Here is a 12674-nt window from a genome sequence, read left to right as displayed (position 1 = left end):
GTCGGTGGCGTGTTCTAGGCTCGGGACATGACAACCGACACTCAGCGCACCCCCACGGCGATCGACCGGATCGCCGAGGATTGGGTGGACACCCTGGTCGGCCTCGACCCGACGGTGGGCACCTACATCGGCCGCACCGAGGCGGACGGACGTTTCGGCGACTACTCGCCGGACGGCGTGGAGCGCAGTGTCGACGCGGCCCGCTCCTTCATCGTCCGCCTCGACGCCGCCCAGACGGTGGACGACGTCGACGTGGTCACTCGCACGGATCTGCGCAGCTCCCTCGCCCTCGACGTCGAGAGCGCCGAGGCAGGCCTGCCGCTGCGCGACCTGAACGTGATCGCCTCGCCGGCCCAGGGCATCCGCGACATCTTCGACCTCATGCCCACCGCCACGGTCGCGGACTGGGACACCGTCTCCGCCCGGCTGCACGCCCTGCCCGCGGCCATCGACGGGTACATCCAGACCCTCCGCCTCGGCATCGAGCGCGGCAGCATGCCTGCCCGCCGCCAGGTGCGGGAGGTCATTCTGCAGGCTCGGCGCCACGCCGGCAACGACGGCTTCTTCGCCGAGTTCGCCGCCAACGCCAGCCCCGAGGCTGGCTCACTGCCGGCCTCTCTGGCCACGGATCTCGGCACCCGGGCGCGTGCTGCGGCCGCCGCGTACGGCGCTCTGGCCGACTTTCTCGGCACCGAGCTCGAGGGCAGGGCTCCCACCCGAGACGCCATCGGCCGCGACCTCTACGCCCTGCAGTCGCGACGTTTCCTCGGTGCGACCATCGACCTCGACGAAACGTACGAGTGGGGTGTGGAGGAACTGGCCCGCATGACCGCCGAACAGGAGAGCATCGCCGACCAGATCAAGCCCGGCGCGAGCGTGCTCGAGGCGATCGCGTTCCTCGACACCGACCCCCGCCGCAAACTGCACGGCACCGACGCCCTGCAGAAATGGATGCAGGAGACCAGCGACCGCGCCGTCGCCGAGCTCTCCGAGACCCAGTTCGACATCCCCGACGAGATCAAGCGTCTCGAGTGCATGATCGCCCCCACCCAGGAGGGCGGCATCTACTACACCGGGCCCACAGATGACTTCTCCCGTCCGGGCCGGATGTGGTGGTCGGTGCCGGTTGGGATCACCGAATTCGACACCTGGCGGGAACTCACCACCGTCTACCACGAGGGCATCCCCGGCCATCACCTGCAGATCGGCCAGGCCGTCTACAACCGCGCGAAGCTCAACACCTGGCGCCGGCAGCTCGCCGGCACCTCCGGCCACGCCGAGGGATGGGCCCTCTACGCCGAACGACTGATGGAACAGCTCGGCTACCTCGACGACCCGGCGGACCGCCTCGGCATGTTGGACGGACAACGGATGCGCGCCGCGCGCGTCGTTCTCGACATCGGAGTGCACCTCGAGAAGCAGCGGCCCGACGGCTCCGGGCCCTGGACCGCCGACTACGCCTTCGATTTCCTCGGCCAGAACGTGAACATGAACGCCGCCTTCGTCTCGTTCGAGGTGAACCGCTATCTCGGCTGGCCGGGACAGGCACCCTCGTACAAGGTGGGCCAGCGGATCTGGGAAGAACTGCGTGACACCTACGCGGCACGCGAGGGCGACGCGTTCTCGATCAAGGAGTTCCACCGCAAGGCGCTCGACCTCGGCGGGGTCGGCCTGGACACCCTCCGGGCGGCGATGCTCGGGTAGCGTTCGGGACAGGTCGGCGTAGATTCGGGGTGAGGCCGGAGAGTTGCCGGGCCCTCCCGCAAACCGCTAAGCTTGACTGTCACGTTTGTGACGAACTATCCGTTGCCGCACCGGTGCACGAGAACGAGATTCACCTCCGTGTGTGGCCCTATCGATGTCCATCCTGGAGCAACTACTACATGACAATCGCAACGACCGAACGGGCACCCAAGCAGGTCGCCATCAACGACATTGGATCTGCTGAAGACTTTCTTGCCGCGGTCGAAAAGACTCTGAAATTCTTCAACGACGGAGACCTCATCGAGGGAACCGTCGTGAAGATCGACCGCGACGAGGTTCTCCTCGACGTGGGCTACAAGACCGAGGGTGTCATTCCCTCCCGCGAACTTTCCATCAAGCACGACGTTGACCCCTCCGAGGTCGTCAAGGTCGGCGACCTGGTTGAGGCCCTCGTCCTTCAGAAGGAAGACAAAGAAGGCCGTCTCATCCTGTCCAAGAAGCGCGCTCAGTACGAGCGTGCATGGGGCGACGTCGAGAAGATCAAGGAATCGGATGGCGTTGTCACCGGTTCGGTCATCGAGGTTGTCAAGGGTGGCCTCATCGTGGACATCGGACTTCGTGGCTTCCTGCCGGCGTCGCTCATCGAGCTGCGCCGTGTTCGCGACCTGACCCCGTACCTGGGCCAGGAGATCGAGGCCAAGATCCTCGAACTCGACAAGAACCGCAACAACGTTGTGCTGTCCCGTCGTGCGCTGCTCGAGCAGACTCAGTCCGAGAGCCGCACCACGTTCCTCAACAACCTCCAGAAGGGACAGGTCCGCAAGGGCGTCGTCTCGTCGATCGTCAACTTCGGTGCGTTCGTCGACCTGGGTGGCGTTGACGGTCTGGTTCACGTCTCCGAACTCAGCTGGAAGCACATCGAGCACGCCAGCGAGGTCGTCGAGGTTGGCCAGGAAGTCACCGTCGAGATCCTCGAGGTCGACCTCGAGCGCGAGCGCGTGTCGCTCTCCCTCAAGGCCACGCAGGAAGACCCGTGGCAGGTCTTCGCCCGCACCCACGCCATCGGCCAGGTTGCACCGGGTAAGGTCACCAAGCTCGTTCCGTTCGGCGCGTTCGTTCGCGTTGCCGAGGGCATCGAGGGACTCGTCCACATCTCCGAGCTCTCCGGCAAGCACGTCGAGCTCGCCGAGCAGGTCGTTGCGGTCGGCGACGAGGTCTTCGTCAAGGTCATCGACATCGATCTCGAGCGTCGCCGCATCTCGCTGAGCCTCAAGCAGGCCAACGATGGTGTCGACCCCGAGGGCACCGAGTTCGACCCGGCACTCTACGGAATGCTCACCGAGTACGACGACCAGGGCAACTACAAGTACCCCGAGGGCTTCGACCCGGAGACCAACGAGTGGCGCGAAGGCTTCGAAACCCAGCGCGAGAAGTGGGAGCAGGACTACGCTGCAGCCCAGGCTCGCTGGGAAGCCCACAAGAAGCAGGTTGCTTCCGCGAACGACGAGATCACCGCCGTCGGCGATGTCCCGTCCGCCGCAGGCAACACCTTCTCGAGCGAGACGGCCGGCGCCGGCACCCTCGCGGACGACGAGGCCCTCGCAGCACTGCGCGAGAAGCTCTCCAGCTCCAACTAGTAACTGGCTCCAACTAGTAACTGGCTCCACCTAGTAACTGGCTCCACCGCACAACGAAAGGCCGGTCCCTCGGGACCGGCCTTTCTGCGTGGACAAGGTCGGTTGCCCCGGGGTGCGAGGGTCGGGGATTGCCGAGGACCCGCTGGATCGTAGAATGCGAAAATGACTCGCCTGCATCTGCTCCTTGCGCCACTTGCGATCGTGCTGCTCCTGGGCGGGTGCGCAGGGGCCGGCCCGTCGACAACGCAGGCATCGTCCGCGGCACCGCAGGTCACCCCGAGCGGGTCGCCGACAAGCTCCCCGTCGCCGTCACCGACGCCCGCACCCGCACCGTCTGCGTCCGCCCGGCCGGGCGATTGCACCAGCGCGGATACCGAGCTTCCGGCCACGAGCTACACGGTGCTTTCCGACGACGCCACGACGCCGGTGGCCGTCACCTACACGGCGTTCACGCAGTCCGGCGGCACTCCCACTCGAAGTGTGACCGTCTTCGGGCCGGTTGCCACCGTTCTCGCCTACGCCTGCGTCGCGGACGTCAGCGGTGGACCCTGGACGTTCACGGCGACGAGCTCCACGCCGGGGGCGCTCGGCTGCGTTCTGGGTTTCGGCGGGCGGATCGTAGCCCGGGACTCGGCCTACAACGAGGGGCTACTCACCCCGGAAACAGTCGATTGCACGGGCAATCCCGGCCGCTGACTCCCTCGCCCCGTTGCAACTGTTGCCCGTGCGGACAACTGTCGCCGGTGTGCGGGCAACAGTTGTCCGCACGGGCGACATGTGCGGACACGTCGTGAAGCCGCACCCGGCCCGTTAGCATTGCTGCGTGTATCTGATTGGACTGACCGGCGGGATCGCATCCGGAAAAAGCACCGTCGCCCGACGGCTCGTGCGGCGCGGCGCGGTGCACATCGACGCGGACCACCTGGCCCGAGTGGCCGTGGAACCCGGCACGCCGGGGCTGGTGAAGATCGCGGATGCCTTCGGTGACTCGGTCCTGTTGCCCGACGGCAGCTTGAACCGGCCGGCACTGGGCGCGATCGTGTTCCGCGACCCCCACGCCCGGGAGCGTCTCAACGCCATTGTGCACCCGGAGGTGCGGGCGCTCTCGAACGCGTTGATCCACGCCGCGGAAGAGGAGGACCCGAACGCGATCGTCGTCTACGACGTCCCCCTCCTCGTGGAAGCCGGCGTCGACCATCCGTTCGACCTCGTCGTGGTCACCCAGGCCGACGAACAGACCCGGGTGCGCCGCATGGTGGAGTTGCGGGGAATGGACGCCGGCGAGGCGGAACGCAGAATCCGCTCGCAAGCCAGCGACACCGAGCGTCTCCAGGTCGCGGACGTCGTCATCGACACGGGGGGCACCCTCCCGCAGACCCAGGAACAGGTCGACCTGCTGTGGGACCGGGTGAACGCACAGCGCGAGCAGCGCAGTGTCAGAGGCGCTCCGTAGACTGGAGCCTATGGAACCCACGCGCTCTGTCAATCCGTTCGAGGTGGTGAGTGAGTACACACCCAGCGGTGACCAGCCCACCGCCATCGCCGAGCTGGCCGGCCGGATCAACGCCGGAGAGACCGATATCGTGTTGCTCGGCGCCACCGGAACGGGCAAGTCCGCGACCACCGCCTGGCTGATCGAACAGGTGCAGCGCCCCACCCTGGTGCTGGCCCACAACAAGACCCTCGCGGCTCAGCTCGTGAACGAATTCCGTGAACTGATGCCCAACAACGCCGTCGAGTACTTCGTGTCGTACTACGACTACTACCAGCCCGAGGCCTACGTGCCCCAGACCGACACCTTCATCGAGAAGGACTCCTCGATCAACGCGGAGGTCGAGCGGCTGCGGCACTCCACCACGAACTCTCTTCTCAGTCGGCGTGACGTCATCGTGGTCTCCACCGTCTCCTGCATCTACGGCCTCGGCACACCCGAGGGGTACCTCGAGGCCATGGTCGCCCTGCAGGTGGGCCAGCAGGTCAACCGGGACTGGCTGATCCGCAAGTTCGTGGCCATGCAGTACCAGCGCAATGACATCGACTTCTCCCGCGGTCACTTCCGGGTGCGCGGCGACACCATCGAGATCATCCCGATGTACGAAGAACTCGCCATCCGCATCGAGATGTTCGGCGACGAGATCGAGGCGCTCTACAGTCTGCATCCGCTCACCGGCGACATCGTGAAGAAACTCGACTCCGTCGCCGTGTTCCCCGGATCGCACTACGTGGCCAGTACCGACGTCATGCAACGGGCGATGGGCACCATCCAGGAAGAGCTCGACGAGCGGCTTGTGCAGCTCGAACGCGAGGGCAAACTGCTCGAGGCCCAGCGTCTGCGGATGCGCACGAACTTCGACCTGGAGATGATGGAGCAGATCGGCTTCTGCTCCGGCATCGAGAACTACTCCCGTCACATCGATGCTCGCCAACCGGGGGAGGCGCCGCACTGCCTGCTCGACTACTTCCCGGATGACTTCCTGATGGTCATCGACGAGTCCCACGTCACGGTGCCTCAGATCGGCGCCATGTACGAGGGCGACTCGTCCCGTAAGCGCACGCTCGTCGACCACGGATTCCGGCTGCCCAGCGCCCTGGACAACCGGCCGCTCAAGTTCTCCGAGTTCAAGGGCCGGGTCGGGCAGACCGTCTACCTGTCCGCGACGCCCGGCAAATACGAGATGGGGATCGCCGACGGCATCGTGGAGCAGATCATCCGCCCCACCGGTCTGATCGACCCGCAGATCATCGTGAAGCCCAGCAAGGGCCAGATCGACGACCTCCTCGAGGAGATCCACAAGCGCGTCGAGCGCAACGAACGCGTGCTGGTCACCACCCTCACCAAGAAGATGGCGGAAGAGCTCACCGACTTCCTCACCGAGGCCGGCGTGCGCGTGCGCTACCTCCATTCGGATGTCGACACCCTCCGCCGCGTCGAACTCCTCACCGAATTGCGGGCCGGCGTCTACGACGTGCTCGTGGGCATCAACCTGCTGCGGGAGGGGCTGGACCTGCCCGAGGTGTCCCTGGTGGCCATCCTCGACGCCGACAAGGAGGGTTTCCTCCGTTCGGCGACGTCCCTGATCCAGACCATCGGTCGCGCGGCCCGCAACGTCTCCGGCGAGGTGCACATGTACGCCGACCGGCTCACGGCCTCGATGGAGCGCGCGATCGACGAGACCGACCGCCGCCGCGAGAAGCAGGTGGCCTACAACACCCTGCACGGGATCGACCCGACCCCGCTCCGGAAGCGCATCGCGGACATCACCGAGGTGCTCGCCCGCGAAGAGGCCGACACCGCCGAGTTGCTGGCCGGCCGTGACGCGCGGCGTAAGGGCGTCGCACCGACGCCGCGGCGGCAGGGGCTGGCGGCAAACGGCGCGAACGACCTGGAATCGATCATCGCCGACCTCAACGGCCAGATGCTCGAGGCAGCGGGGGAGCTCAAGTTCGAGCTCGCCGCCCGGCTTCGCGACGAGGTGTCCGAGTTGAAGCGGGAGCTGCGCCAGATGGAGAAGGCCGGGCACATCTGATCCCGACCTGAACCCGAAACAACCAGTGAACCTCGAACATGTGTTCGCTCAGGGCGTGCCGGTTTGGAGGGTTCGGGTCGGTGGCACTGCATAGACTCGGATGGTGTCAATTTCCCAGATAGAGACCGGCTCAAAACTCAGCGTCCGCGGCGCGCGCGTGCATAACCTGCACAACGTCGACCTCGAGATCCCGCGCGATTCCCTCGTCGTATTCACGGGGTTGTCCGGTTCGGGCAAGTCGTCGCTTGCGTTCGACACGATCTTCGCGGAGGGGCAACGGCGCTACGTCGAGTCCCTGTCCGCGTATGCCCGCCAATTCCTCGGCCAGGTGGACCGGCCCGACGTGGACTTCATCGAGGGATTGAGCCCCGCCGTCTCCATCGACCAGAGGTCGACCAACCGCAATCCGCGCTCGACCGTGGGTACCATCACCGAGGTCTACGACTACATGCGCCTGCTCTGGGCGCGCATCGGCGTACCGCACTGCGCGGTGTGCGGGGAGATCATCCAGGCTCAGACGGTGCAGCAGATCGCCGACCAGCTGATGGAACTGGGCGAGGGCATCCGCTACCAGGTGCTCAGCCCGGTGGTGACCCAGAAGAAGGGCGAGTTCGTCGACCTGTTCAAGGAGTTGGCGGCGAGCGGGTATTCGCGTGCCATTGTGGACGGCAACCAGATCCAGCTCAACGAGCCGCCCGTTTTGAAGAAGCAACTCAAGCACGATATCTCCGTGGTCATCGACCGCCTGGTCGCGGGCCCCGACCTGCTCAGCCGGCTGACCGACTCGCTCGAGACGGCCCTCAAGCTGACCGACGGCGTCGTGCAGATCAACTACGTCGACCAGGAGGGCGACGAGGCCTGGCAGAGCTACTCGGAGAAGCTCTCCTGCCCCAACAACCACCCGGTTCAGCTGACCGAGATCGAGCCGCGCACGTTCTCCTTCAACGCGCCCTTCGGCGCGTGCCCGGAGTGCTCCGGGCTCGGCACCCGCATGTCCGTCGACGCGGAACTGCTGCTCGGCGACCCGGAACTGAGCATCGCGGATGGCGTCGTGCTGCCGTGGACCACCCAGGGCAAGGGCCTGTTCCAGTACTACGAGAAGCTTCTCGACGGGCTCGCCCGCGACCTGGACTTCTCCCTCGACACCCCGTGGGGCGAACTGCCCTCCGAAGTGCAGGACGCCGTGCTGCGCGGCGACAACTTCGAGGTCAAGGTGAAGTGGAAGAACCGGTACGGCCGGGAGATGAGTTACACCTCCGGCTTCGAGGGCGTCGTGCCCTACATCGAACGCCAGTACCTGCAGGCCGAGTCCGACACCCAGCGCGCCCGGTGGGGCGAATACCTTCGCGAGGTGGACTGCCCGGTCTGCTCGGGCACCCGTCTCAAGCCCGAGGTCCTCGCGGTGCTGGTGCACGGGTCCAGCATCGCGGATGTGTGCAACCTCAGCCTCACCGACGCCCGCGGTTTCATGAACAAGCTCGAGCTGACCGACCGGGAGGCCGTCATCGCCGCGCAGGTGCTGCGCGAGATCAAGGCGCGCCTGGACTTCCTGATTCGCGTCGGCCTCAACTACCTCAACCTGGCGCGGGCCGCGGCGACCCTGTCCGGCGGCGAGGCGCAGCGCATTCGTTTGGCCACCCAGATCGGCTCGGGGCTGACCGGCGTGCTGTACGTGCTCGACGAACCGAGCATCGGCTTGCACCAGCGTGACAACCGGCGGCTGATTGAGACCCTCGTCGCCCTGCGCGACCTGGGCAACACCCTGATCGTGGTCGAACACGATGAGGACACCATCAAGATGGCCGACTGGGTCGTCGACATCGGTCCGGGGGCCGGCGTCAATGGGGGCCACGTGGTGCACTCCGGCTCGTACGCCGACCTGCTCACCAACACGGAGTCTCTCACCGGCGACTATCTGGCCGGCCGCAAGTCGATCCCGACCCCGGCCACCCGGCGCGCGATCGACCCAGCCCGCGAGATCTCGGTCATCGGGGCGGAAGCCAACAACCTCAAGAAGGTGTCGGTCAGCTTCCCGCTCGGCACGTTCACGGCCGTGACCGGCGTCAGCGGATCCGGCAAATCGTCGCTCGTCAACGACATCCTGTACCGGGTGCTCGCCAACCGGCTCAACGGCGCCCGCAAACTCCCCGGCCGGCACACCCGCGTCACCGGGCTCGACCAGCTCGACAAGGTGATCCACGTCGATCAGGCCCCGATCGGTCGCACCCCGCGCTCCAACCCGGCCACCTACACCGGCGTCTTCGACAAGATCCGAACCCTGTTCTCCGAGACGATCGAGGCCAAGGCGCGCGGCTACCTGCCCGGCCGGTTCAGTTTCAACGTCAAGGGCGGGCGCTGCGAAGCCTGCTCCGGCGACGGCACGATCAAGATCGAGATGAACTTCCTGCCCGACGTCTACGTCGCCTGCGAGGTCTGCGGGGGAGCGCGTTACAACCGCGACACCCTGACCGTCCACTACAAGGGCAAGAGCATCGCCGAGGTGCTGGACATGCCCATCAGCGAGGCCGCCGAGTTCTTCGAGGCCATCTCCTCCATTCACCGGTTCCTGAACACCCTCGTCGAGGTCGGCCTCGGCTACGTTCGGCTCGGCCAAAGTGCCACGACCCTGTCCGGCGGCGAGGCGCAGCGCGTCAAACTCGCCACCGAACTGCAGCGCCGTTCCAACGGCCGCAGCGTCTACGTGCTCGACGAGCCGACGACCGGCCTGCACTTCGAAGATGTGCGTAAACTGCTGCTCGTGCTGAACAGCCTCGTCGACAAGGGCAACACGGTGATCGTGATCGAGCACAACCTCGATGTGATCAAGTCCGCCGACTGGGTGATCGATCTCGGCCCCGAGGGTGGCTCCGGTGGCGGCCGCGTGCTGGCCACCGGCACGCCCGAGCACGTCGCCACCGTGAAGAAGAGCCACACCGGCATGTTCCTGAAGGAGATCCTGGCGGCGCACTGACCGCGCCGTTAAACCATCATGTCCGAGCCGCTGAGCTACCGCCCCAAGACGGGCGAGATCCCCACGAGTCCCGGAGTGTACCGGTTTCGTGACGAAACCGGCCGGGTGCTCTACGTCGGCAAGGCCAACAACCTGCGGGCCCGGCTGGCGAACTACTTCGCCCCGCTGAACAGCCTGCACGAGCGTACCCGGCGTATGGTCACGACGGCCACGTCGGTCGAGTGGACGGTCGTCGGTACCGAGGTCGAGGCGCTCCAGCTGGAGTGGACCTGGATCAACGAGTTCGACCCGCCGTTCAACGTGAAGTTCAAGGACGACAAGTCCTACCCCTACCTCGCCGTGACCCTCGCCGACGAGGCGCCGCGTGCCCTCGTCACCCGCACCACCGGCATCCGCGGCGCCCGGTATTTCGGGCCGTACCCCAAGGTCTGGGCCGTCTACGAGACCATCGAGCTCATGCTCAAGGCCTTTCCCATCCGCACCTGCAACAACGCCAATTACAAACGCGCCATGCAGTCCGGCAAGCCGTGCTTCGCCGGTCAGATCGGGCGCTGCTTCGGGCCGTGCTCAGGCACGGTCACCATCGAGGCGCACCGCGCCATCGTCAACGAATTCGTCAGCTTCATGGGCAGCCAGGATCGCAAGCTGATCAACAAGCTGACCGCGGAGATGAAGGATGCCGCGCTCACCCAGAACTACGAGGTCGCCGCGAAACGGCGCGATCAGGTGCGGGCCCTCGATGCGGTGCTGGAGAAGAGCGCCGTCGTGCTCCGCGACAACGTCGACATCGACCTCTTCGCCATCGACCAGGATGAGCTGGCCGCGGCGGTGCAACTGTTCATCGTGCGCGGCGGGCGAATCCGCGGTGTGCGCGGGTGGATGGTCGACAAGGAGCTTGACCTCACGACGAGCGACCTGATCGACTCGATCATGCTCACCGCCTACGGCTCAGGGACCGCGCCGCCGCGCGAGATCGTGGTCCCGGAACTGCCCGACGACGCCGAGGCGCTTGAAACCTGGCTGGCCGGCGTCGGCAAGCGCAAAGTGAGACTCGTCGCCGCGCAGCGGGGAGAGAAGGCCGCGCTGCTCGCCACGGCCACCCAGAACGCCAAGCACGCCCTGATGCTCTACAAGACCCGGCGAAGCTCCGACTTCGTCGCCCGGTCCAAGGCGCTGGAGGACATCCAGGAGGCGTTGGACATGCCGTCGGCGCCGCTCCGGATGGAGTGCTACGACGTTTCGCACCTCAGCGGCACCAACATCGTCGCCTCCATGGTGGTCTTCGAAGACGGTTTGCCGCGCACCGACGAGTACCGTCGGTTCAGCATCCCCGAGTCGACGGATGACACGGACTCCATCTACCGTACGCTGACCCGCCGCCTGGCGTATCTCGTTCCCGACGACGCGACTCCCGCTGACGGCGACGTCGATGCCACGGGTAAACGCAAGAAGTTCCGGTACCAGCCGAACCTGCTCATCGTCGACGGCGGTCAGCCGCAGGTCGCCGCCGCGGCGCGTGCCCTGCGGGAGTCCGGTGTGACCGGCATCCAGTTGTGCGGCATCGCGAAACGGTTGGAGGAGATCTGGTTGCCGGACTCCGACTACCCGGTGATCCTGCCGCGGAACAGCGACGCTTTGTTCCTGATCCAGCGCATCCGGGACGAGGCGCACCGGTTCGCGATCGTGCACCAGCGGTCGAGGCGGAAGCGCGATATCACGTCGGTTCTGGGGGAGATCCCCGGTCTCGGGCCGGCACGAGTCAAGGTGCTGCTGCAACATTTCGGGTCGGTCGCCCGCCTCAAGGAGGCGCCGGTGGAGGCGATTGCCGAGGTTCGCGGCATCGGTCCGGTGCTGGCGGAGGCGATTCATCGTCACCTGCGCGCCTGAACCGCCCGGCTGATCGGTAGGCTGGACACTTAGGTTCCACTCGATCGAAGGCGCAGCGCAGAATGACAACGGATATCGACAGGCAGGAAATGCTTATCGTGACGGGTATGTCCGGCGCAGGTCGCTCCACGGTGGCCAACGCCCTCGAGGACCTGGGCTGGTACGTCGTCGACAACCTGCCGCCCCAGATGCTGCGCCCGCTCGTCGAACTCGTCGGCCGTGCAGGCACCAGCCTTCCCAAGATCGCGGCCGTCGTCGACATTCGTGGTCGGGATTTCTTCTCCGACTTCCAGGAGATCCTGCACTCACTGCGGAGGACGACCCAGGTACGGGTCATCTTCCTCGAGGCGCGCGACGACGTGCTCGTGCGCCGCTTCGAATCCGTGCGTCGCCCGCATCCGCTTCAGGGGGACGGCACGATCCTCGACGGCATCTCGGCGGAGCGGCACAAGCTCAGCGCCGTGCGCGAGTCCTGCGACCTCGTGATCGACACCTCGGACCTCAACATCCACCAGCTGGCCACATCGATCTCGGACCGCTTCGCCGCCGAGGACGCCGCCGGGGTGCACGTCACCCTGATGAGTTTCGGCTTCAAATACGGTCTCCCCACGGACGTCGACATGGTCGCCGACGTTCGCTTCCTGCCCAACCCGTTCTGGGTCCCGGAGCTCCGGGCGCACAACGGCCAGGATGCCGAAGTGCGGGATTTCGTTCTCGACCAGATCGGTGCGCGGGACTTCATTCGGCACTATGCGGCCGCCTTGGAACCTGTCCTCGCGGGCTACCAGCGGGAGAACAAACGCCACGCGACGATTGCGGTCGGGTGCACGGGCGGCAAGCACCGCTCGGTAGCCATGGCCGCAGAAATCGCGGCCCTGGTCAAGGATTTCCCCGGCGTCGCCGTCAGCATCAAGAATCGCGACCTCGGACGAGAATGACACGAAGACG

The 12674-nt window shown here is 66.1% G+C and carries 8 protein-coding genes; all 8 read left to right on the top strand.

Annotation, left to right across the window (positions count from 1 at the left end):
• Positions 1 to 27 precede the first annotated feature (27 nt).
• The 8 genes from E3T49_RS03665 (at position 28) to rapZ (ending at position 12664) form a co-directional block, all read left to right on the top strand.
• The gene (locus E3T49_RS03665; RefSeq protein WP_134423535.1) at positions 28 to 1704 is read left to right on the top strand and encodes a DUF885 domain-containing protein; all 1677 of its coding nucleotides are present in this window, start codon (positions 28 to 30) and stop codon (positions 1702 to 1704) included.
• A gap of 179 nt (positions 1705 to 1883) precedes the next feature.
• A complete protein-coding gene (gene rpsA, locus E3T49_RS03660) occupies positions 1884 to 3341 on the top strand; it encodes a 30S ribosomal protein S1 (RefSeq protein ID WP_134423533.1) in 1458 nt (485 codons plus the stop codon).
• 162 nt (positions 3342 to 3503) lie between these two features.
• Complete coding sequence (locus E3T49_RS03655) at positions 3504 to 4037, top strand: hypothetical protein (protein ID WP_134423531.1); 534 nt, start codon at positions 3504 to 3506, stop codon at positions 4035 to 4037.
• A gap of 127 nt (positions 4038 to 4164) precedes the next feature.
• The gene (coaE, locus tag E3T49_RS03650) at positions 4165 to 4794 is read left to right on the top strand and encodes a dephospho-CoA kinase (protein ID WP_134423529.1); all 630 of its coding nucleotides are present in this window, start codon (positions 4165 to 4167) and stop codon (positions 4792 to 4794) included.
• Positions 4795 to 4804: 10 nt separating this feature from the next.
• On the top strand, positions 4805 to 6868 hold the full coding sequence (gene uvrB / locus E3T49_RS03645) for an excinuclease ABC subunit UvrB (protein ID WP_134423527.1): 2064 nt from the start codon (positions 4805 to 4807) through the stop codon (positions 6866 to 6868).
• Between the two features lie 103 nt (positions 6869 to 6971).
• Positions 6972 to 9839 (top strand): excinuclease ABC subunit UvrA, encoded by a 2868-nt coding sequence (gene uvrA, locus E3T49_RS03640; RefSeq protein WP_241972615.1) that lies wholly within the window; start codon positions 6972 to 6974, stop codon positions 9837 to 9839.
• 18 nt (positions 9840 to 9857) lie between these two features.
• Positions 9858 to 11726 carry an excinuclease ABC subunit UvrC gene (uvrC, locus tag E3T49_RS03635; protein ID WP_134423523.1) on the top strand — a complete coding sequence of 623 codons (1869 nt, stop codon included), beginning with the start codon at positions 9858 to 9860 and terminating at the stop codon, positions 11724 to 11726.
• Positions 11727 to 11788: 62 nt separating this feature from the next.
• A complete protein-coding gene (gene rapZ, locus E3T49_RS03630; RefSeq protein ID WP_134423521.1) occupies positions 11789 to 12664 on the top strand; it encodes an RNase adapter RapZ in 876 nt (291 codons plus the stop codon).
• Positions 12665 to 12674: the final 10 nt, after the last annotated feature.

Origin of the sequence: Cryobacterium cryoconiti (genome assembly GCF_004403065.1) — a bacterium.
Lineage (GTDB): Bacteria > Actinomycetota > Actinomycetes > Actinomycetales > Microbacteriaceae > Cryobacterium > Cryobacterium cryoconiti.
This window is presented reverse-complemented; position numbering and strand designations above follow the sequence as displayed.

Excerpts from the sequence above, each read along its gene's own strand:
- E3T49_RS03665 (WP_134423535.1), top strand. The coding sequence starts at position 28 with ATGACAACCGACACTCAGCGCACCCCCACGGCGATCGACCGGATCGCC.
- rpsA (WP_134423533.1), top strand. The coding sequence starts at position 1,884 with ATGACAATCGCAACGACCGAACGGGCACCCAAGCAGGTCGCCATCAAC.
- E3T49_RS03655 (WP_134423531.1), top strand. The coding sequence starts at position 3,504 with ATGACTCGCCTGCATCTGCTCCTTGCGCCACTTGCGATCGTGCTGCTC.
- uvrB (WP_134423527.1), top strand. The coding sequence starts at position 4,805 with ATGGAACCCACGCGCTCTGTCAATCCGTTCGAGGTGGTGAGTGAGTAC.
- uvrC (WP_134423523.1), top strand. The coding sequence starts at position 9,858 with ATGTCCGAGCCGCTGAGCTACCGCCCCAAGACGGGCGAGATCCCCACG.
- rapZ (WP_134423521.1), top strand. The coding sequence starts at position 11,789 with ATGACAACGGATATCGACAGGCAGGAAATGCTTATCGTGACGGGTATG.